The organism is Halococcus sp. PRR34 (assembly GCF_028617175.1).
In the GTDB taxonomy this organism is placed as follows: Archaea; Halobacteriota; Halobacteria; order Halobacteriales; family Halococcaceae; genus Halococcus; species Halococcus salifodinae.
Genome location: NZ_JAQJDA010000006.1, coordinates 1 through 21,969 on the forward strand (window position 1 = coordinate 1; position 21,969 = coordinate 21,969).

19 protein-coding genes are annotated in these 21,969 nt (G+C 63.9%); 10 read left to right on the plus strand and 9 right to left on the minus strand.

The window, feature by feature from the left end; translation table 11 throughout:
* Positions 1-69: 69 nt before the first annotated feature.
* From PHA81_RS09085 to PHA81_RS09095, 3 genes are all read right to left on the minus strand, one after another.
* Entirely contained in the window at positions 70-420 is a 351-nt protein-coding gene (locus PHA81_RS09085) for a hypothetical protein (RefSeq protein WP_273836542.1), read from the minus strand.
* 90 nt (positions 421-510) lie between these two features.
* Positions 511-1,761 carry a homoserine O-acetyltransferase gene (metX, locus tag PHA81_RS09090; protein WP_005040018.1) on the minus strand — a complete coding sequence of 417 codons (1,251 nt, stop codon included), beginning with the start codon at positions 1,759-1,761 and terminating at the stop codon, positions 511-513.
* Positions 1,758-3,041, minus strand: a complete 1,284-nt coding sequence (locus PHA81_RS09095) for an O-acetylhomoserine aminocarboxypropyltransferase/cysteine synthase family protein (RefSeq protein ID WP_005040021.1) — start codon at positions 3,039-3,041, stop codon at positions 1,758-1,760. The genes metX and PHA81_RS09095 overlap by 4 nt, the downstream gene beginning before the upstream one ends.
* A 158-nt stretch (positions 3,042-3,199) precedes the next feature.
* Here PHA81_RS09095 and PHA81_RS09100 point away from each other — a divergent pair, with 158 nt between their 5' ends.
* On the plus strand, positions 3,200-3,676 hold the full coding sequence (locus PHA81_RS09100; RefSeq protein ID WP_005040024.1) for a hypothetical protein: 477 nt from the start codon (positions 3,200-3,202) through the stop codon (positions 3,674-3,676).
* 44 nt (positions 3,677-3,720) lie between these two features.
* On the opposite strand, the gene PHA81_RS09105 is transcribed toward PHA81_RS09100, so the two are convergent.
* Both PHA81_RS09105 and PHA81_RS09110 read right to left on the minus strand, forming a co-directional pair.
* Positions 3,721-4,893 (minus strand): alanine--glyoxylate aminotransferase family protein, encoded by a 1,173-nt coding sequence (locus tag PHA81_RS09105; RefSeq protein WP_005040026.1) that lies wholly within the window; start codon positions 4,891-4,893, stop codon positions 3,721-3,723.
* Positions 4,894-5,240: 347 nt separating this feature from the next.
* Positions 5,241-5,993, minus strand: a complete 753-nt coding sequence (locus tag PHA81_RS09110) for a class I SAM-dependent methyltransferase (RefSeq protein ID WP_005040028.1) — start codon at positions 5,991-5,993, stop codon at positions 5,241-5,243.
* A gap of 215 nt (positions 5,994-6,208) precedes the next feature.
* On the opposite strand from PHA81_RS09110, the gene ligA reads away from it, so the two are divergent.
* From ligA to PHA81_RS09135, 5 genes are all read left to right on the plus strand, one after another.
* Entirely contained in the window at positions 6,209-8,368 is a 2,160-nt protein-coding gene (gene ligA, locus PHA81_RS09115; protein WP_005040030.1) for an NAD-dependent DNA ligase LigA, read from the plus strand.
* A 493-nt stretch (positions 8,369-8,861) separates the two neighbouring features.
* Positions 8,862-9,287, plus strand: coding sequence for a hypothetical protein (locus tag PHA81_RS09120; RefSeq protein ID WP_005040032.1), 426 nt, complete (start codon positions 8,862-8,864; stop codon positions 9,285-9,287).
* A 165-nt stretch (positions 9,288-9,452) separates the two neighbouring features.
* The gene (locus tag PHA81_RS09125; protein WP_005040034.1) at positions 9,453-10,646 is read left to right on the plus strand and encodes a helix-turn-helix domain-containing protein; all 1,194 of its coding nucleotides are present in this window, start codon (positions 9,453-9,455) and stop codon (positions 10,644-10,646) included.
* A 27-nt stretch (positions 10,647-10,673) separates the two neighbouring features.
* The gene (locus PHA81_RS09130; protein ID WP_273836545.1) at positions 10,674-12,410 is read left to right on the plus strand and encodes an excinuclease ABC subunit C; all 1,737 of its coding nucleotides are present in this window, start codon (positions 10,674-10,676) and stop codon (positions 12,408-12,410) included.
* A 136-nt stretch (positions 12,411-12,546) separates the two neighbouring features.
* Entirely contained in the window at positions 12,547-12,993 is a 447-nt protein-coding gene (locus PHA81_RS09135; protein WP_005040039.1) for a hypothetical protein, read from the plus strand.
* Between the two features lies 1 nt (position 12,994).
* Here PHA81_RS09135 and uvrB read toward each other — a convergent pair whose 3' ends face one another.
* Positions 12,995-15,064, minus strand: a complete 2,070-nt coding sequence (gene uvrB / locus PHA81_RS09140; RefSeq protein WP_273836546.1) for an excinuclease ABC subunit UvrB — start codon at positions 15,062-15,064, stop codon at positions 12,995-12,997.
* A 556-nt stretch (positions 15,065-15,620) separates the two neighbouring features.
* Here uvrB and mdh point away from each other — a divergent pair.
* The 3 genes from mdh (at position 15,621) to PHA81_RS09155 (ending at position 17,326) form a co-directional block, all read left to right on the plus strand.
* Entirely contained in the window at positions 15,621-16,532 is a 912-nt protein-coding gene (gene mdh / locus PHA81_RS09145) for a malate dehydrogenase (RefSeq protein ID WP_005040044.1), read from the plus strand.
* A gap of 79 nt (positions 16,533-16,611) precedes the next feature.
* Complete coding sequence (locus tag PHA81_RS09150; protein ID WP_273836548.1) at positions 16,612-17,103, plus strand: DUF367 family protein; 492 nt, start codon at positions 16,612-16,614, stop codon at positions 17,101-17,103.
* Between the two features lie 73 nt (positions 17,104-17,176).
* Positions 17,177-17,326, plus strand: coding sequence for a 50S ribosomal protein L40e (locus PHA81_RS09155; protein ID WP_005040050.1), 150 nt, complete (start codon positions 17,177-17,179; stop codon positions 17,324-17,326).
* Positions 17,327-17,374: 48 nt separating this feature from the next.
* Here the strand turns inward: PHA81_RS09155 and PHA81_RS09160 are convergent, their stop codons facing one another.
* From PHA81_RS09160 to PHA81_RS09170, 3 genes are all read right to left on the minus strand, one after another.
* Positions 17,375-18,031 carry a Zn-ribbon containing protein gene (locus tag PHA81_RS09160; protein ID WP_005040051.1) on the minus strand — a complete coding sequence of 219 codons (657 nt, stop codon included), beginning with the start codon at positions 18,029-18,031 and terminating at the stop codon, positions 17,375-17,377.
* Between the two features lie 27 nt (positions 18,032-18,058).
* Positions 18,059-18,403: a DUF2073 domain-containing protein gene (locus PHA81_RS09165; protein ID WP_206536825.1), complete on the minus strand. Its 345-nt coding sequence runs from the start codon at positions 18,401-18,403 to the stop codon at positions 18,059-18,061.
* Between the two features lie 122 nt (positions 18,404-18,525).
* Positions 18,526-19,170 carry an Era-like GTP-binding protein gene (locus PHA81_RS09170; protein WP_005040055.1) on the minus strand — a complete coding sequence of 215 codons (645 nt, stop codon included), beginning with the start codon at positions 19,168-19,170 and terminating at the stop codon, positions 18,526-18,528.
* Positions 19,171-20,168: 998 nt separating this feature from the next.
* On the opposite strand from PHA81_RS09170, the gene PHA81_RS09175 reads away from it, so the two are divergent.
* Complete coding sequence (locus tag PHA81_RS09175; protein ID WP_273836549.1) at positions 20,169-21,947, plus strand: orc1/cdc6 family replication initiation protein; 1,779 nt, start codon at positions 20,169-20,171, stop codon at positions 21,945-21,947.
* Positions 21,948-21,969 lie beyond the last annotated feature (22 nt).

Consider the following 21,969-nt stretch of genomic DNA (forward strand, 5'->3'; position numbering starts at 1 on the left):
TTGGGACTCCGCCTCACGTCTGGCCGATTTCTACGCACTTGCTCGTACCGTGACTGGTAGAGTGGACAACTAGCGATTATAGACCGCTTCGATTCCTGCTACGGCAAAGGCAACTCCGAAGAGCAATACGATCAGATGACCACCGATCACGAACAAGAATCCCGCAATTGCGAACAGGAAGATTGCCATAGCGGTCTGTATGTATCGGTTTTGACGAACCGAGCGAACGTGGCGTTGCACCCGCTCCGAAAATCGAGTCGATAAGAGAAGTGTTCCGATTACCGCATAGAAAACCATCTCTGCAGAACTGATGTATTCTGGCCCACCGATAGTCGCGTAGCTGAGAAGTCCTACACCAACAATAGAAAGCGATGAAACGGCGAGGAGCATATCACAGAACCCGCCGACCTCAGTTCTCATCGGTGAAGTGTTCTCACAGATCATATTTAGGTTTGTTCCCCGCGCCTGATGACTGATCGGATGGAGGTCGGTGGGGGGGTCGAACCGGATTCAGTCGCCGAACAGGCTGGCGTGGACGGGTGCGAACTCGGTGTCGCCGTCGGTGTCGGCGCGCGCGTCGGTCACCGCTCGGCCGGCGACACCATCGGCGAGGAAGTCGGCGATCGGCGGGCCGACGTTCTCGGGTTCGACGAGGAAGGCGTCGTGGCCGTGGTCGGAGTCGATCACGTGGTGGGCGGTCTCGACGCCCGTAGTCCGGAACGCGTCGGCGAGGGCTGCGGCCTGGTCCGTGGTGAAATGCCAGTCACCGGTAAAGGAGAGACAGAGTACTTCGCCGTCGAAGCCCGCGAGTGCGTCGGCGTCGGACGCGTGGCCCGCCGCGAGGTCGTACTCGTCCATCGCGCGTGTGAGATACAGGTAGCTGTTGGCGTCGAAGCGATCGACGAACGTGTCGGCGTTGTAATCGAGGTACGACTCGACGTCGCGGTAGGGGAAGAAGCCAGCGGCCGGATCGGCAGGGAAGGCGTCGCGGGCGGCGTCCCGGCCCGCGGCGCGCCGGCCGAACTTCGCTTCCATCGACTCCTTCGAGAGGTACATCACGTGGCCGAGTTGGCGCGCGATTGCGAGGCCGTCGTCGGGCTCGGGGCCGCCGTAGTAGTCGCCGCCCGCCCAGTTCGGATCGGTGGTGATCGCCCGCCGGGCGATCCCGTCGATGGCGACGCACTGGGAATCGAGCCGCGCGGCAGTCGCCACCGGGATCGCGCGCTCGACGCGCTCGGGGTAGCGTTTCACCCATTCGAGGACGTTCATCCCACCCACGGAGCCGCCGACGACGGCGTGGAGCCGGGAAACGCCGAGTTCGTCGAGCAGCCGGCGCTGGGCGCGGGTCCAGTCGGTCACGGTGACCGGCGGGAAGTCGGTTCCGTAGGGCTCGCCGGTTTCGGGGTCGGTCGAGGCCGGTCCCGTCGAGCCGTAACACGAACCGGGGACGTTCACGCAGACGGCGAAGTACTCAGTCGTGTCGATCGCTTTTCCAGGTCCGACGATCGCGTCCCACCACGCGCGGGCCTGGCCCGCCGCGTCCCCGTGCTGGCCATCGGGCCCCGATCGGGGGCTCGATTTCTCCCCGCGCGGGCCGCTGGCGACGTGGGCGCTGCCGGTGAGCGCGTGACAGACGAGCACCGCGTTGTCGCCGGTGAACTCGCCGTAGGTCTCGTAGGCGAGTTCGAGGTCCGAAAGCGACTCGCCGCACTCGAACTCGAACGCGCCGATCGACCGGGTGTCGCGCGTCGCTTGAGTCATGGTATCGCCCCGTCGAGATCCGCCACGATGTCCGCCTCGTCCTCGATACCCACCGAGAGCCGGACGAGATCGGGCGTCACGCCCGAGGCGCGCTGCTGTTCGGCCGAGAGCTGGGCGTGGGTGGTGCTCGCGGGATGGATCACCAGCGTCTTCGCGTCGCCGACGTTCGCAAGGAAGCTCGCGAGGTCGGTGTCCTCACAGAGGCGCTTGCCGGCCTCGTACCCGCCCTCCAGTCCGAACGCGATCATGCCGCCGAATCCTCCCTCCAAGTATTCGCTGGCGGTGTCGTGAGTCTCGTGATCGTCGAGGCCGGGGTAGGCGACCCACGAGACCTCGTCGTGGCTTGTGAGAAACTCGGCGACTCCGTGGGCGTTCGCAGAGTGGCGTTCCATCCGGAGATCGAGGGTTTCGAGCCCCTGAAGCGTGACCCACGCATCGAACGGTGACTGCTGGTCGCCGAGGCTCCGGATCGCACGCTGGCGGGCGGCCGCGGTGAACGCGCGGTCGCCGAACTCCTCGGCGAAGTTCAGGCCGTGGAATGCGGGGTTGTCGCCAGCGATTTCGGGGTACTTCTCGGAGTGCTCGCCCCACGGGAACGACCCGCCGTCGATCAGCGCGCCGCCGATCGTCGTGCCGGAGCCGTGGAGCCACTTCGTGGTCGACTCCCAGACGAGGTCCGCGCCGTGTTCGAGGGGGCGGCAGAGTGCAGGCGTGGCGAAGGTGTTGTCGACGAAGAAGGGAACGTCGTTGTCGTGGGCGACGGCGGCGACAGCTTCGAGGTCGGGCGTCACTAGCGAGGGGTTGCCGATGGTCTCGCAGTGGACGTAGGCGGTGTTTTCGTCGATCGCCTCGTCGTACGCCGCGGGATCGAGCGTGTCGACGAACCGGGCCTCGATCCCACGGCGCGCAGCGGTGTGGCTGAGGTAGGCGTGGGTGCCGCCGTAGATCGAGGCGGCGCTCACGACGTTGTCGCCCGCCTCGCAGAGCAGGAAGGTCGCGGCGTCGAGCGCGGCCATCCCCGACGCGGTGCAGAGCGCGCCCACGCCGCCTTCGAGGTCGGCGAGGCGGCGTTCGAGCGTGGCGACCGTGGGATTCGAGATCCGGGAGTAGACGTCGCCCTCCGCTTCGAGCGCATAGAGATCGGCGGCGCGGTCGGCGTCGTCGAAGGTGTAGGAGGTGGTCTGGTACAGCGGCGGCGCGCGCGATCCCGTCGCCGGATCCGACGCTTGCCCAGCATGGACACATCGTGTCCCGAAGCCTCGCTGCTCGTCGTCGGTCATGTATGTGGTGCATATATCTACGGGTATCTATAACCACGAGTTACGGCAAGTGTCGCCGGTCCCCGATCCGTCGAGTCGTCGGTCGGCTGTTCGCGGCGGCCTTGCTCCTGCCAACCACAACCCTATTCGGCAGGAGCCCTGGAAAAAGGACGATCAGCATGTCCGACGACACACCCGAGGAAGCGATCGAGCGTGGTCTCGCGGCGTATTTCGCGAGCGACGTGCTCGAAGACATCATGGAGGCGCTCGATATCGACGCACTCGCCGAGGGAGCAGCGCTCGACGACGCCGTCGAGTACGAGCGGCTCGGTCGAACGCTCGGTAAACTCATCGGTCGTGCGGCCGCAAAGGGCGTGAACAACTCCGGACTGCTCGGCCGGATCATGACCGAGACCGCCGGCACCGAAGTCGGCGGCCGAGCGGGTGAGGCGGCCGCGGTAGCGCTGGTCGAACACGGCGACGCCGACGCAGCCGTCGAACGGGTTCGAGGACTGATTGCCACCGGCAACGTCGCCGGGCTCGCCGACGAGATCGGTGCGATGGTCGAGGACGCTGGTCTCGATGGAGCCAACGCAGGGCCGTCGGCGGACGCCGACTGGACCGAGATCGAGGTCGAGGAGCACTCCGAGGAGTAATCGACGATCGTCGGGCCGCTCATCGACCGATCGGCAGCCGGCAGTCAGTCGAGCTGTGTGCGGGCGTCGTCGAGCCCCGCTTCGAGATCGACATCGACGCCGACATCGGTGAACGCCTCGCCCACAGTTCGAACCCCGCGAAGCACCTGTTCGTCCGTGAGATGGCCCATATTGCTCACTCGGAAGATGTCGCCACCGAGGTGAGCCTGGCCGCCGCTGATCGAGACGTTGCGCTCGTCGACCGCAGCGAAGAACTCTTCGGGGTGATCGCGAACCGCTGCGGGCAGCGAGATCGCTGTCACGGTGTTCGAGTGAGTGCTTGCGTCGTCGAGCGTAGGGAACCCCTCCAGGCCCATCGCGGCGAATCCCGATCGGAAGGCGGCTGCCTGCTGGCGATGGCGTTCGATACGGGCCTCCATCCCCTCTGACTCGATTTCCTCGACCGCCACCGCGAGCGCCCGAAAGAGCGGGACGGCGCTCGTGAAGGGAGTCTGATGGCTCTCGGCCTTCCGGAGATGCCAGTCGAGATCGGCGTAGAAGGGGGCGCGCTCGCCGTCGATATGCTCGACGACGCGATCGGTCACGTACATCGCGCTGACGCCGGGCGGTGCGGCGAGTGCTTTCTGGGAGTCGGTGATGGCCATGTCGACGTTCCAGTCGTCGATCCGGAAGACGTCGCCCCCGATCGAGGTCACGCCGTCGACGACGAACCGGGCGTCGTGGGCGGCGGCGATCTCGCCCACCTCGGGAACGGGGTTCAGGATGCCGGTGCTGGTCTCGTTATGGACCATCGTCACGAGGTCGGTGTCGTCGGTGACGGCCTCGGCGACCGAATCGGGATCGAGCGAGTCGCCCCACTCGACCTCGACTCGCGTGACTGACGCGTACCGCTCGGCGATCCGTGCGAAACGTCGGCCGAACTTGCCGTTGACGAGCGCGACGACCTCGCAGTCCTCGCCAGCGAGATTGGCGACGGCGGCCTCCATCCCCATCGTCGCCGTTCCGTTGAGCACGAGACTGGTCCCGCCGGCACTGGTCGACTGTTCCTGTGGCGTCGAGTGTTCGAAGACGTAATCGAGGCCGTCCTGTGCGCGCTCGTACACCGCCTCGAAGTCGGCCGAGCGGTGTGAGACCATCGGCGCGTCCATCGCCTCGCGGACTGCATCGGTCACGGGCACTGGCCCGGGATTGAGCAGCAGGAACTCGTCGTCGGTCATACCCGAGTGTCCGTCTCGGCTCACATAAACCTCGCCGGTATCACGCTATCTTGCCATCACCGTTCCGTTTCGGGACCTGTGCATCGGAAAATTTCGCAGCCGGACGACGAATATCTGGGGACCAGCCCAGAAAACCGACGACGACCGATCGCATATCAACACCGACGAAACCCACCTGATTATTGACCCGCGATGAGCCCTCTTGCTGACGCCTCCTCGGTTACAAAGGGAACCGACGTTGCTGACACCCTGTCAGAAACCAAGTGCCTACTGACAGGGTTGGGTGTCGGGGTTGTTTCCGAACCCAGACAGTTCTATCACACACCAAATGAGGTCACAGTGGTGAGTCATATTCGAGCGGAATAGACGATTGTCGGTGGAACCTTGGCCATGAGTTCTGGCTTGAAACTTCCATACTCTGCTTCATATTCCTCGGGATTCTCGTACCCCGGTTCTCGGATTGCTTCGACACTGAACCCAGCGTCATTCAGTAATTGAACCGTTTCTCCAACCCCCCGCGAGTAAACCACCATTTCAGCGTCGAATGAGTCGCTGTATGCTCGACGAGGAGAGTCATCAAAGTAACTCTTCTTGAACTCATGGGATTCTGGGTCAATGATCTTGTAGTACGGATGATCCACGCTAAAAACCAGCGTTCCTCCGTCTCTTAGGACTCGTGCTGCTTCAGAGAAGCAGGCTCCCAGATCCTCAACCCATTGAAATGCGAAAGCTGAGACTGCAAGGTCAAACGTCCCACCAGAGATGTCCGATAAGTCTGTTACACTATTGTGGATGAAGTTGACGTCAACATCGTGCTCCTCGGCGAGTCCCTGAGCATAGCTGAGTTGTTCTTCAGAGATGTCTACACCCGTAACATTCGCTCCCTGCTGAGCAAGAGCAATACCGAACTGAGCACCACCACACCCAAGTTCAACTGTGTCAGTACCCGATACGTTTCCGAGCAGCCCCAAGTCGTCTTCCTCTGAGGCACCCGGACCAAACGCTATTGCAATCGAGTGACCGCCTTCGCTCTGGAACGACTCTGACCAAGCGTTCCACCATGCTCGTGCCTGTTCCTCATCAGGATCTACACCGGCCATAGAATCGTTCGAGAGCCATCGTCGCATATGGTTTCCCATTTGGCAATAATTTCAGGTTCTCGTACAGTCCTTGCGGAGCCGGAGGGCTGGAAGGATAAGTATGAACCGCGACCACAGATCGCCAACTGTGCGATCCAACGGTCAGCGCCGGTTTTCACGTAACGAGGTCACAGCGAGACGAACAGCATAAGCGGAGTGCGGGGGTAGCCGAACCAATGGCAGCCCCGGACGCCACGGCTGCGGACGCCGACAACCCCTACATCGAGGATCCCGACGCGGAGTTTGCACCGGTCGAGGAGTTGAACGAAGAGACGGCGCGCGAGCAGGCCGGACAGCTCCGCGCCGCGCTCCGGTATCACGACCACCGCTACTACGTCGAGAGCGATCCCGTGATCGGCGATCGGACCTACGACGCGCTGTTTTCCCGGTTGGAGGCCCTCGAAGACGCCTTCGACCTCCCGACCGAGAACAGTCCCACACGACGGGTCGGTGGCGAGCCGCTCGACGAACTCCATACTGTGGACCACGTCGCGCCGATGCTCTCGATCGACTCCAGCGGTGACCCCGACGACGTCCGGGAGTTCGACGAGCGGGTTCGACGTGAACTCGCCAGTAGCGGCGGGGGCCAGCGCTCGCTCGCTGATTTCGACAGCGAGGGCGACGAAAGCGACGGGGAGAACGATCCCGCCGACATCACGGTCGAGTACGTCTGCGAACCGAAGTTCGACGGGCTCTCGATCGAAATCGTGTACGAAAACGGCGTGTACGAGCGCGCCGCGACGCGGGGCGATGGGTACGAGGGCGACGACGTGACCGCGAACGTCCGCACGATCGGGTCGGTGCCACAGCGCCTTCGGGGAGATTTTCCCGACTATCTGGCCGTGCGCGGCGAGATCTATATGCCGCGCGAGGCCTTCACCGCCCACAACCGCGAGCGGGTCGAACGCGGCGACGACCCCTTCGCGAACCCCCGAAACGCCGCCGCCGGGACGCTCCGCCAGCTCGACCCGAAGATCACGGCCGAACGCCCGCTCGCGTGTTTCTTTTTCGGGGTTCTCGATGCGAGCTACGCGTTCGACACCCACGAAGAACAGTACGCGAAACTCCCCGAGTGGGGGCTCCGCGTCACCGAACGAGTCGCGGTCGTCGACGGGATCGAAGATGCCATCGAGTACCGCGACCGGCTGGGGGAGGATCGTGAGGGGCTCGACTACGAGATCGACGGGGCCGTGTTCTCGGTCAACGACCTCGCAGCCTGTGAGCGCCTCGGAACGACATCGCGCGCGCCACGATGGGCCTACGCCTACAAGTTTCCCGCTCGGACCGAGGTCACACGAGTCGCCGACATTACGGTGCAGATCGGTCGCACGGGACGGGCAACGCCGGTCGCACTGCTCGAACCCGTCGAAGTCGGCGGAGTGGAAGTCTCGCGCGCGACCCTCCACAACCCGGGTGAGATCGAGGAGCTCGGCGTGAACGTCGGCGACGAGGTGCGCCTCAAGCGCGCGGGCGACGTCATCCCCTACGTCTCGGAGGTCGTCGAGGACGGCGGCGAAGGGACCTTCGCGTTTCCGGATCGCTGTCCGATCTGTGACAGCGCGATCGAGCGCGACGGACCGCTCGCGTTCTGCACGGGGGGTGTCTCCTGTCCCGCCCAGCTCCAGCGCGCGGTCGAGCACTACGCCAGCCGCGAAGGCCTCGACATCGAGGGGCTCGGCGCAGAGCGCGTCGAACAGCTCATCGACGCCGGGCTAGTCGCGTCGCTCCCGGACCTCTACGACCTACGGGTGGCCGATCTCGGCCAGCTCGACGGCTGGGGTGAGACGAGTGCTGCAAACCTCCGTGACGAACTCGACGCCTCGACCGACCCCCCGCTCTCCGACTTCATTACCGCGCTCGGAGTGCCGGAAGTAGGATCGACGACGGCGTCGAACCTCGCGCGCGAGTTCGGCGATCTCGATGCTCTGTTGAGTGCGGACGAGGACGCCCTCCGCGAAGTCCCCGACGTCGGGCCGCGGGTCGCAAGCGAGATCCGGGCGTTCCTCGATAACGAACGGAACCGGGAGACCATCGACGGGCTGCGCAGGCGTGGTGTCGAACCACAGCCGATCGAAGCCGACACGAGCGACGAACTCGACGGGCTGACGTTCGTGTTTACGGGGGGACTCTCGACCATGACCCGGGAGGAGGCAACCGAGCGCGTCGAACGCCACGGCGCGCGGAGTACGGGTAGCGTCTCGTCCAATACGGATTATCTCGTGATCGGCGACGACCCCGGCCAGCGAAAGCGCGACGACGCCGCCGCCGAGGACGTCCCCGAACTCACCGAAGCCGAGTTCGAGACGCTTCTCGCCGAGCAGGGTGTCGAACGCTGACACTGCCCGTTGTTCGGGAAATTCGGACGAGTTCGCTCGGTTTCAGCCCTGTAACACGCCATTACTATCGTATTACGTACCGTTTCACCGCTGAAACAGTCGGCTGGACGGGGCCTGGGACCGGTGACAGCGGACGAACGATCGCCGATCGCCCGGTGGATCGGTAGACGACAGCAACGTCGATGGAACGAAGTCGTAGCGGCACAGACAGCGGGGAATCGCGGTGTTCGGATTCGTGTGGGCGTTTCGCCGGCGACGACGAACGGGGCGTCACACAAACCGTGACGCGATACTCGAACCAGTGTGAAGGACGTCGTCAGCGCAGGGGATCACCGGACACTCGGACGAGTCGGCGTGAAAGGAAGCGCTGCGGAGTGTATTTTCGTATTTTTCATGGTCGAAAATAGCCAACGACCCGTAACGATACGGAACAGTGCGCAACGGCTGGGGTGATTTATGCTCTCCCCGTGTCTCCGTATCGAGTGCCGAAACCATGACAAGCAAACTCGACGCGCTCGGGACACGGCTCCCGTCGAAGCGCGTTCTGGCGGTCGGACTCGTCGCCGCAATGCTGCTGTTCGCCGGCTGTATGGGCGGCAGCGGTGGCGAGAACGGCACGAACGGAAGCAACGCGACGGAAGCAGGCGAAGAGACCACCGCGGCGATGGAAGAGGAAACCACCGCGATGGAAGAGGAGACCGAGATGGAGGAGACTGACATGGAGGAAACCACCGAGATGGAGGGGACCGAAATGGAGGAAACCACCGAGATGATGGGTAACGAGACGGAGATGGACGGTAACATGTCCGGCAACATGACGACCGAGATGGACGGTAACATGTCCGGCAACATGACGACCGAGATGGACGGCAACATGTCGGGCAACATGTCCGGCAACATGACGACGACCGAAGCCTAATCGGCCGACGTCCGTCCACCCACTCGGATACTCCCACACGCGCCGCCGTGGCGCGCGAATTTTTATTAAGCACGACTCGCCAGCGTCTCGCTTCGCGCTCCGGTGGGAGGAGCGCATCGCGGACGCAAAGAGTAATACCGACCGCGTGACGACAACGGACGAGGGATGAGCGATCGCGCACGCGTGATGGTGGGTGTGCTCTGCCTGGTGGTGCTCGTCGGCACCGGCCTTCCGGTCGGCGGACAGTCGGCGTCCGCTGGCGGGATCGGTGACGTGAGCGTGACCGGCAGCGGCGTCGTCACCGGTTCGGCCGCCGGCAACGACTCGAACTACGTCTGGCAGGACGACCCCATCGACGTAAGCGCGACCTTCCAGGACTCGCCCGAATTCACGAACTATCGCGTCTGTCTCGGTTACGAGCGCGCGGACGCACCACCCCAGGAGCTCGTCGACTGCGACCGCAAGCCGCTCTCGCCGGAAACCAACGGCACGAGCGAGTTTACCAACGTCACGTGGCCGTCGAACGTCACCGGCGAGCAGGGACTGGTGGTCGAACTCCAGGGCCTCTCGAATCAGTACAACACGACGCTGCTCGATCGGAAGACGGTCCCGGTGACGGTCATCACCCGGACGGGTGACGTCGACGCGGACGGGCTGTCGAACCAGCAGGAGGTCGAGCAGGGGTACAACCTCTCGAACCCCGACATGGACAGCGACGGCCTGAACGACGGTCCGGAGGTGAACCGGTACGGCACGAACCCCCAGAACCCCGACACCGACGGTGATGGCGTCCGTGACGGCGAGGAGCTGGAAGTCGGCAGTGACCCCTCGGCCACCGACACCGACGGCGACTGGCTCTCGGATGGCACCGAGCTGAATCTCCTTCGTACCAACCCGACGAGCGGGCTGACGCCGATCTGGCTCGTGGGGCTCGTCGTCCTCGTCGGCGGGCTGATCGTCGTCGGCGGGACGCGCTTTCGGCGGTGGTGGCGCGACCGTGACGGGAGGGCGGCCGTCGAAAACGGAGGTCCATCGGACCCGGACGGTGGAGACGGCGTGGCTCCCGACGAACCGGAACCGGAGCCGACACCCGAGCCAGCGCCGGAGCCGCTGACCGACGAGGATCGGGTGCAGGGACTCCTCCGAGAGCATGGCGGACGGATGAAGCAGACACGGATCGTCGAGGAGACCGACTGGTCGAAGGCGAAGGTCAGCCGGCTGCTCTCCTCGATGAACGACGAGGGCACCGTCGAGAAGCTCTCGATCGGTCGCGAGAACATCGTCAGCCTCGACGGCCACGGGCCGGAAGCCGCGCGGTCGCCACACGAGGAACCCCCAGAGGAGAACGCGTCAGACTGAAGCGCGTCACGACCCTTCGTTCACGCGATGGACGGGGCGAGCGTTCGCGAGCGTGCAAACGACCTTCCGCGCGAGCCGGGAGTCTACCAGTTCCGTGACGACGACGCGACGCTCTACGTGGGGAAGGCGGTCGATCTCCGTGCTCGGGTGCGATCGTACGCCGACCCGCGTTCGCGCCGGATCGAACGGATGGTCGAGCGGAGCGTCGAGATCGAGCCGGCGGTGACCGACACCGAGACACAGGCGCTCCTTCTGGAGGCGAACCTGATCAAACGCCACCAGCCGCGGTACAACGTCCGGCTGAAGGACGACAAGTCCTACCCTCTCGTGCAGCTCACCGACCACGAGTTCCCCCGGATCGAGATCACCCGCGATCCCGAACCCGGCGCGACGGCGTTCGGTCCCTATACCGAACGCGGCCGGGTCGAGACGGTCGTGAAGGCGCTCCGGGAGACCTACGGAGTCCGTGGCTGTTCGGAGCATAAATTCGCGGGACGGGATCGACCGTGTCTCGACCACGACATCGGCCTCTGCACCGCGCCGTGCACCGGCGAGATCAGTAGGGGAGAGTACATCGGAGACGTCGAATCGGTCGAAGGGTTCTTGGAGGGAAGTACGGGCGTCCTCGCCGATCCACTCCGCCGAGAGATGGACCGCGCCACGGAGGAGCAGAACTTCGAGCGGGCCGCGAACTGTCGTGACAAGCTCGATGTCGTCGAATCGTTTCACGACGGTGGTGGTGCGGCGGTGGCGGCGGCGGCCGACGAGCAGTGGGTCGACGTGCTCGGCGCGGTGATCGAGGGTGATCGTGCGACCGTCGCCCGCCTCCACAGCGAGGACGGCCAGCTCGTCGAGCGCGACCGCCACACGCTCTCGGTGCCCGACGACGACACCGGCGAGATCGGTGGCGTGCTCGCGGCCTTCATCGTCCAGTACTACGCCGAGCGGTCGCTGCCCGACGCGCTCCTGCTGCCCGAACGGTTCGACGACGACGAACTCGACGCGTGGCTCGACAGTGAGGCGGTCGCGGTGCGGGTTCCGGGTGCGGGACGCGAAGCGACCCTCGTGGAACTCGCGCTCAAGAACGCCCGTCGCGGACGGGGGCGGGCGGACGGCACCGCCGCACTCGCCGACGCGCTCGGGCTCGACAGTGCGAACCGGATCGAGGGGTTCGACGTGAGCCACGCACAGGGCCGGGCTGCGGTGGGGAGCGACGTCACCTTTCTCGACGGCGATCCCGAGAAGGCCGACTACCGCCGGAAGAAACTCGACGACGCAAACGACGACTACGCCAACATGTGCGCGCTCGTCGCGTGGCGCGCCCGCCGAGCGGTGGAGGGCCGTGACGAACGCCCGGACCCGGACCTCCTGCTCATCGACGGCGGCGAGGGGCAGTTGAACGCCGCACGCGACGCGCTCTCCGACGTGGGCTGGGACGTGCCGGCGATCGGGCTGGCGAAGGCCGAAGAGCGCGTCGTCACTCCGGATGGCTCGTTCGAGTGGCCCGACGACGCGCCCGAACGCCACCTGCTCCAGCGGGTGCGCGACGAGGCCCACCGGTTCGCGGTTCAGTATCATCAAACCGTCCGCGACGAGGTCTCGACCGTGCTCGACGACGTTCCCGGAATCGGCCCGCAGACCAGGCGGCGGCTGCTCCGGCGCTTCGGCAGCGTCGACGGGGTGCGTGCGGCCTCCGCCGAGGAGCTGCAGGCGGTCACCGGCGTCGGCGAGAAAACCGCGACGACGCTCCGCGCGCGACTATGAGGGCGACAGAGAGTCCGGCGCTGGCGGACGAAAGACGACTGCAGGCCGAGAGTAGCACACGAGGACTGTGATCAGTGCAAACCGGCGATAGCTACCGACACCGAACAGTTATCACTCGAACAGTACAACAGCCGACATGAATCGGTTCCGTGCGTGGGTTCTCGCGGCCGTCGTCGGGATCGGCGTCGGGGGCGGGACGTTCGCGTGGCTCGTCAGCGATCTGACTCTCGCTTTCACGCTCGCACTCGTCTACACCGTTGGGACGCGGCTCTTGGTCGAGTATGGATCCACCATGCCCGGACTGATTTACGGCGACGATTGGCAGGCAGTTCGCTGGAACGGAGCAGCAACTGCATTCGTGATGATCGCTGCGTTCGTTGGGGTGAGTGCGTCCCTTCCCGTCTCGGGCGGGCTGCGACTCGCGCTTGAGTTGCTCGTGCTCGGCGTCGGCTGGACGGGGCTGTTCTTCGGAATCGCGATGGCGCGCGACCAGGCCGCTACAGGCAAGCTGGTGGGTGAAACGGAACCGCCGAACGGAAGCGAGCGCGAGGGCGCTGCCGGCACGGCCGGAGAAAACGCGTGAATTAAAGTTCCGGTTCCGGCGGCACGCCCTCTTCGGGTGGGACGCCGTCCTCGGTCGCGAGATCGAACTCGGTGCGGATTTCCCGTACTCGGTCGCGGATGTCGGCCGCGAGCTCGAATTCGAGGTTCTCGGCCGCCTCGTTCATCCGGTCTTCGAGGTCCTCGATCAGTTCCGCAGCCGCGTCGGCGTCGTCGGGTTCGAGGTCCGCCGTCCCGCCAGTGTCAGTCTTCGATCCCGGCAGGTTGGTCTCACCGACCTCCTTCTCGATGGTGCGGGGCTCGAAGCCGTGCTCGTCGTTGTACTCCTGTTGGATCTCTCGGCGGCGCTGGGTTTCGTCGATGGCGGACTGCATCGAATCGGTCACGTCGTCGGCGTAGAGCACGACCTCGCCGGCGACGTTTCTGGCGGCCCGCCCCATCGTCTGGACGAGAGTGGTCTCCGAGCGGAGGAACCCCTCCTGGTCGGCGTCGAGGATCGCCACTAAGGATACTTCAGGGATGTCGAGGCCCTCCCGGAGGAGGTTGATCCCCACGAGCACGTCGAACTCCCCGAGCCGGAGGCCGCGAACGAGCTCGTGGCGTTCGAGGGTGTCGGTCTCGTCGTGCATGTACTCGACCGCGACGCCCGACTCTTCGAGGTACTCGGTGAGGTCCTCGGCCATCCGCTTGGTGAGCGTGGTGACAAGGATGCGTTCGTCGCGCTCGACGCGGTCGTCGATCCGGTCGAGGAGGTCGTCGATCTGGCCGTCGACCGGCGATATCTCGACGCTGGGGTCGACGAGATGGGTGGGGCGGACGATCTGTTCGACGATCTGGTCCGAGTGTTCGCGCTCGTACTCGCTGGGCGTCGCGCTCACATAGAGGGTCTGGCCCGTGCGTTCTTCGAACTCGGGATAGCGCAACGGGCGATTGTCGTAGGCCGTCGGGAGGCGGAAGCCGTTGCCGACTAAGGAGTCCTTTCTGGATTTGTCGCCCGCGAACTGGCCCCGGATCTGGGGCACGGTCTGGTGGGACTCGTCGAGTACGGTGAGGAAGTCCTCGGGGAAGTAATCGAGGAGTGTCGAGGGCGCGTCGCCGGGCTCGCGGTCGGAGAGATGGACGGAATAATTCTCGATCCCGGAGCAGTAGCCGGTCTCTTCGAGCATTTCGAGGTCGAAGGTGGTGCGCTCCTCGATGCGCTGGGCCGCCACGAGGTCGCCCTGGCGCTCGAAGTAGGAGACGCGTTCGTCCAGCAGGTCCTCGATCTCGCCGATGGCGTTTTCGAGGCGGTCCTCGGGGATCGAGTAGTGTTCGGCAGGGTGGACGAGCGAGGCTGGCTCTTCGCCTTTGACGTCGCCTTCGAGGGGGTCGAGCTTGGTGAGGCGATCGATCTCGTCGCCCCAAAACTCCACCCGGACGGCGTACCGGCCGTACATCGGGAAGATCTCGACGGTGTCGCCCCGTACTCGGAAGGTGCCCTGCGTGAAGTCGACGTCGTTGCGCTCGTAGTTCAGATCGACGAGTCGGCCGAGGAGTTCGTCGCGATCGATCGTCTGGCCCACTTCGAGGCGGAGGCTCATCTCCTCGTAGTTCGCGGGGTCACCGAGGCCGTAGATGGCGGAGACGGAGGCGACCACGATCACGTCGTCGCGAGTCAGGAGGGATCGGGTCGCGGAGTGGCGGAGTCGGTCGATCTCGTCGTTGATCGAGGCGTCCTTCTCGATGTACTTGTCGGTCTGCTCGACGTACGCTTCGGGCTGGTAGTAGTCGTAATAAGAGACGAAATACTCGACGGCGTTGTCGGGGAAGAGGTTCCGAAACTCCTCGTAGAGCTGGGCCGCGAGGGTTTTGTTGTGGGCGATCACGAGGGTGGGTTTCTGGATCTCCTCGATCGTCCACGAGACGGTGTTCGTTTTCCCGGAGCCCGTGACCCCGAGCAAGGTCTGTTCGTCCATCCCGTTCTCGAACCCCTCGGCGAGCTGTGCGATGGCGTCGGGCTGGTCGCCCGCGGGATCGAACGGCGCGTCCACCCGAAACGGGCGGTCCTCCCCGGGACGGTCGGGCTGGAGCGGACCGGACTGGGTGTCACTCATTGAACGATGGAGGGGCCGAAGCCACTTGACGCGCTCGCTCGGGGCGAATGGCCCCTCGTTCGGTGTCGTCGACTATCGACGTGTCCAGTGCAGCCGCTGTCGGTGGAATCGTGACGGGTGGCGTGCTCCGCGGCCGCCGGCCGGCGGTCGCGGAGGCGGGGCGGAGCGGTGTGGGGTGGGACGGTGGCAGGCGGTGGCGGTCCTGGTGGATGAAGGGCGAGGCCGCGAGTGAAACGAGCGGTCGAGGGCTTCGGCGGTGCTGTGCGGTTGTGGTCGCGGAGAGCGCCAGCAGTTCTACCGCGAGCGAGCGTCGAGCGGCGCTACGCGCCGCTGACCGTTCGAGCGGGCCCTCGGCCCGTGAGAAGACAGCGAGTGAGCGGGTGTTTTTGGTCCAGATTTTTGCGAGGACCCTGAGCGCGCGAAGTCGTTCGAAAGACGCTTAGCGTCTTTCGTGATGACGAGAGAGCTTTGCTCTCTCGAACCACGCGCGAACGGGGACGAAGTAAAAAGGTGGGTCGAAGCGTTTTAACCCGTGCCGCGGGTGATGCACGGTGTTATGGTGAAAGTCAGCGTGGTCGGCGCGGCGGGAACGGTCGGTGCGGCCGCAGGGTACAACATCGCGCTGCGTGGCATTGCCGACGAACTCGTGTTCGTCGATATCCCGGATCAGGAGGACACCACGATCGGCCAGGCGGCCGACGTCAATCACGGCGTGGCCTACGACACGAACACCACCGTCCGGCAGGGAACGTACGAGGATACTGCGGGATCTGACGTGGTGGTCATCACCGCGGGAATCCCACGCCAACCGGGCCAGACCCGGCTCGATCTCGGTGAGGACAACGCGCCGATCATGGAGGACATCGGCTCGTCGCTGGCCGAGCACAACGACGAGTTCGTTTCGGTCACGACCTCGAACCCCGTGGACCTCCTGAATCGCCACCTCTACGAGACCGGCGATCGGCCCAGAGAGCACGTGATCGGATTCGGTGGGCGGCTCGACTCCGCGCGCTTTCGGTACGTGCTCGGAGAGCGCTTCGACACCCAGGTCGGCAACGTCGAGGCGTCGATCATCGGCGAGCACGGCGACGCCCAGGTGCCCGTGTTCTCGAAGGTGCGCGTCGACGGCCGTGATCCCGACTTTTCGGACGACGAGCGCACGGACATCTTGGAGAGTCTCCAGGAGAGCGCGATGAACGTCATCGAGCGCAAGGGCGCGACCCAGTGGGGGCCGGCGACCGGCGTGGGCCACGTGGTCGAATCGATTCTTCGGGATACTGGCGCTGTGATTCCGGGCTCGCTCGTGCTCGACGGCGAGTACGGTCACGACGACGTAGGGCTGGGGGTCCCGCTGAAGCTCACGAGCGACGGAGCCGAGGTCGTCGACTGGGACCTCTCGGAGTACGAGCGCGAACAGCTCGGTCAGGCGGCCGACAAGCTCGCCGACCAGTACGAGACGATCAGCTAACCGAGGCAGTCAACCAGATCCGTACTTTCGTTCTTCCGAACGCGGGCCGCTTTTGATCGTCCGTCGCCTACCGTTTCCCGTGGAGGTACACGTTCGGTACGAGGGCGACGACGATCCCGACAAATGCACCGCCCGGAAGCTCGCGCGCTTCGATCTCGCCGAACTCCACCGATCGGCGCGCGCGACGCCGCCCGGCGTGGTGTTGAACCCTCACGCCGAGCGCGCGCTCTCGCCCGCCGATCGCACGGAGCGGGTGATCGCGCTCGATTGCTCGTGGGAGACCGCCCGCGAGGAGCAGTTTACGATCCGGGGGAAGCATCGTGCGCTCCCCTTTCTCGTCGCGGCGAACCCCGTGAACTACGGCACAGCGTTTCAGCTCACGACGGTCGAGGCGCTCGCGGGCGCATGCTGTATCCTCGGCGATCGCGAGCACGCCGAGCGGCTGCTCGCGAAGTTCCGATGGGGGCACACCTTCCTCGAACTCAACGACGAACCGCTCCGGCGGTACGCCGACTGTGAGGATTCGAGTGGGGTCGTCGCGGTTCAAGAGGAGTACCTCGCGGCGGAGTGAACGCGGCCCACACTCTCGCTGTGGAATGAGCGTGACTCACAACCGTTAAACCCGCCGCGTGCCAGCCTCGTCCATGGCACGATTCGAGCAGGCGGAAGAACGCATTCTCGCGAAGCAGATCTGCATGCGGTGTAACGCGCGCAACGCTACCCGAGCCAAGAACTGTCGAAAATGCGGCTACGGCAACCTCCGACGGAAGGCACGCGAGCGCCGGAGCGCCTGAAATCGGGTTTCGCGACGATTCCGGTGTTACGGTGAGTTCGTCGTTTCTTCAGGAGTCGTCGTCACCCAGCCACGTATCGGGCACGTCGATGACGTACTGGCCGTCCTCCTGTAGGGCAATGATGCGCTCCTCGCGGTTGTAGAGCTCCATCAGGTTGAGCTCGTACTGGCCCGGTTCGAGGATCTTGATGCTCTCGAACTGATCGTTGAGCTCTCGCCGGAGCGACGCCATCTCCGAGTCGTCGGACTCGGTCGGATCAGTCTGCTCGGAACGAACTTCGTCATCCCCCATCGTTTCAGGTGGAGAATCGTCGTGATCCGACGAGGAGTCGGTGGCTGGTCCAGCGTCGGTTCCGTCGCTGGTTTCGGTCGTGGACGCCGATGGAGCCGTGTCCTCGGGCGGGGACGACTCCGTGTCGGTTGCGGATGACTCGGGCTCAGTTGGAGACGGTTCGGAACCGGATGAATCTGGAGACGAAGATAGCGTTGCTGACGTGTCGCTGGCTGTTGTTCCGGGTTCGGTGGAGGAGTCCGATTCACTGGAATGATCCGACTCAGTCGACGGATCCGAATCGCTCCGGGTGTCGCGTGCATCGCTCGCGGGCCGAAACTGAAACTTGTTCCCGCCACAGTCCGGACAGCCGGACAGCATCTCCTTCGAGCCGTCGGGAAAGACGTGACCGCACTCCGTACACTGGTGGGGCATTAGAAACGAAGGGGTGCGATCATGCTCTCATCGGCGGGTGACGAGCGTGCTGATCAGGGTTTCGTCTTTGTGGAGCGTTTCGAGTCGGTTGGCCGGTCCGATGACGGTGAGCTTGGTGCGTGATTCCCGACCGAACAGCCGATCGAAGAACCCACCGGTTTGCTGCTGTTCCGTGCCTGGATACGTCTCGATCTCGATACCGGTGAACTCGTCGGGACTGATCTCGGTCATCGTCACTTCGATGAGCTTCGACTCCTCGTCGGGATCGAGGCCCTCCTCCAGAATAACGATGTTTCCCTCGTGGACGCCATCGAGGATCAGCCGGATCTTCTCCATGCTCGTCAGTCCGTCCATCCGTTCGCCGCTGATCATGTCGATCTGGACGCCGCTCCCGTCCCCAGTGTTGCCGCCATCGTTTTCGGCGTCGACGTCGGTGTCGGCATCGTTGCCCCCACCGTCGCCGTCAGTGCCGGGATCGTCGTGTGCTTCGGACATCAGCCGAAGTACTCCGCGATCTTGTCGTACACCTCGTCCATGTTGTCACCTTCGAGCGCCGAGAGCGGCACCGTCTCGTGCTGGGGGAAAGCGTTGTTGATGCGCTGGACGCTCGCCTCGTCGAGGTCGATCTTGTTGGCGAAGATCAGTACAGGAAGATCCTGGCTCTCGATGATCCCCACCAGCATCGTGTTAACTTGGGTGAAGGGATCTTCGGCCGCGTCGAGTACGTAGATCACGCCGTCGACGTCCTCGCGGAGCCAGTGCATCGCCTCCGCGACGCCTTCGGTCGCCTCGCGCGACCGGCGAACGGCGTCGTCCTCCTCCATATCGTGTTCGAGGAACTCGGTGTAGTCGACCTTCGTCGCTACCCCGGGAGTGTCCACGATATCGATCGAGACGGACTTCCCGTTGCGCTCGATCTCGATGTCCTCCTTCCGGCGGGCGCGCCTGGTTTCGTGGGGAATGTGACTCTCCGGGCCGACCGCGTCGCCGGTCCAGTCGCGCGCGATCCGGTTCGCGAGCGTCGTCTTGCCGGCGTTCGGTGGTCCGTAGATCCCGATTCGGCGCTGCTGCTCACCCCCCGCAAAGAGGCTCGATGTCATCCGTGCAATGCTGTTTCTGAGTCCCGTAAGCAGTCCCATCCTGATATCTCACCCCTCGCGAGCCGGACGAATCGTGAACGGACAGCATCGGCGCATACACTTAAAACCACGTCAGACGCGTATCAGACTTGCTATTCGACGAGAGATCGAGGGACTCGTCGTTCACGACGATCGGACAGAGCGTGCTGCTACAACCCACGTGCGGTTAAGCAGTCAAACTACTGACTAGATCGTCGTGACAAAACAGGTTTTGTTTTCGGAGTGGGTTTCTATCGGTCTTGGAAGTGGGCGACCCCCACCCCTTGGTTTCGGGTGGAAAGAGGCAAAGGACCGGATGTGAAATGAGATCCACCGCTGAGGAGATACGGACAACGAACGAACGATAGGATCGAAGAGGTAGTTCTGCAGGTGTCTATATAGAGGTAGACGGGTGAAACCGGTAGAGTGTTCGAAGAACTGACAGCCTAGACGTCTAGTGTTCTAGTCGTTGTAACGAACTTCATCTCTCTCAACCCCTCGGGTGTGATTCGTATTCGTATGTATTAAATCCACCTCTTTCTAGGTGGGTGCTGGGTCCCTCCACCCCTTATTCTCGCGCTCCACCTGAAACGAAGGGGTGGGGGTGTTGGCCAACTCGATCATCTACCAAGTCGCACGAATCGACCAACCGTTTGGTGAAAAGGGATAGAGTCGTGGGGTGAACCGTACAGCCTCAGGTGACGGAAACGCTCTCGACGTTGTTCGTGGATCCAACACGAATCGGTTGGTACGATAGAAACATCTCTACTATCGGCCACTATCGTTTCGTGCAACAGCACATCTTGTGGAACGTTGATCTCTTTGACCGGCCGAACTCCAGCAACCAAAAAGACTAATGTACTCCCCACCTCTGGTTCCGCTGGACCACTCACGTGCGGGCTGGCAGTGCTTTGGCTGCTCAGGCCGGTCGAAACGGCTTCTATCGGTGGAAAACGTCACTCTCCGGCGGCGCGTGACGTTTCCTCCATCCGAAAGAAGGGGGTGAGCCGAGGCCGAACATGGGAGGAAACGACACCACGCCGAACGATCGCGACGAGGGGGACGCCGAAGATAGCGCTCCGTCCGCCGATACCGGGATCGATCTCGATGAGCTCTCGATCGACGATCTCGACGGTGACCCGTCCGATCTAGCCGATTCGGCTGATCCATCGAACTCGACTGATTCGACCCGGACAGCGAACGCAGACGAGTCCGCGGCGGTCGATCCCTCGGAGTCCGACACTCCTCAAGGGGGGCTGTTCGACGACCTCCTCAGCGGCGAGCCTATCTTCGAGAACAAGGACGTGCTTCGGCCTTCGTACACGCCCGATCAGCTCCCCCATCGCCAGGATCAGATCAACGATATGGCGACCATCCTCGTCGGCGCGCTCCGTGGGGAGACTCCCTCGAACATCCTGATCTACGGCAAGACTGGGACCGGGAAGACCGCGAGCGCGAAGTTCGTGAGCAACGAGCTCGAAACCACCTCCCAGAAGTACGACGTGCCCTGCGAGGTCGAGTACATCAACTGTGAGGTCACTGACACCCAGTACCGCGTGCTCGCCCAGCTCGCGAACACGTTCATCGAAGCCAACGAGCGCTACATCGAATCACGCCTCGCCAGCCTCCGTGGGCTGAAAGAGCGCGCGACCGGCGGCCAGGCAACCCTCGATGACACCACCGACGAGAGTACCGACACCACTGAGAGTACCGACATCCCCGAAGGTACTGACGCTGTCGAGAGCACTGACACTGCCGGGAACGTCGAGGAAACCGGGGAAACCGGGGAAATCGAGGATGCAGCGAACGCCGACGGCGACGAAAGCGCTCATTTCGCCGACGAAGCTGACTTCGACTCGATCGCCGCGGTCGAGAACCGAATCGAGGAACTCGAAGCCGATCTCGACGCGTTCGAACCCGTCCCGATGACGGGCTGGCCGACCGATCGCGTCTACTCGACCTTCTTCGACGCGGTCGATTACCACGAACGGGTCGTGGTCATCATGCTCGACGAGATCGACAAGCTCGTCGAGAAATCCGGCGACGACACCCTCTACAATCTCTCGCGGATGAACTCCGAACTCGACAACTCACGGGTGTCGATCATGGGGATCTCGAACGATCTCAAGTTCACCGAGTTTCTCGATCCTCGCGTCAAATCGAGTCTCGGCGAGGAGGAGATCGTCTTCCCGCCCTACGACGCGACACAGCTTCGAGACATCCTCGCTGCGCGCGCGGACATCGCCTTCGAACCCGACTCCCTCACTGAGGACGTCATCCCGCTCTGTGCGGCGTTCGCCGCCCAGGAACACGGCGATGCCCGGCGCGCGCTCGACCTCCTCCGAACGGCGGGCGAACTCGCAGAACGGGGCCAGACCGAGCGCGTCGGCGAGGATCACGTCAGGCAGGCCCAGGAGAAAATCGAGATCGATCGTGTCGTCGAAGTCGTCCGCACGCTCCCCACACAGTCGAAAGTCGTCCTGTTCGCGGTGATCCTCCTCGAACGCAACGGCGCACAGAACATCAACACCGGCGAGGTGTACAACATCTACCGCCGACTCTGCGACGAGATCGACGCCGACGTCCTCACTCAGCGCCGCGTCACCGACCTCATCTCCGAACTCGACATGCTCGGGATCGTCAACGCGGTGGTCGTCTCGAAGGGTCGATACGGTCGCACCAAAGAGATGAACCTCTCAGTGCCGATCGACGAAACGGAAGCCGTTCTCACCAGCGACTCACGACTCGGCGACATCGAGGACGTCCAGCCGTTCGTCCAGGCGCGCTTCGACAGCTAGTTCGCCTACGCGGCAGTCCCGA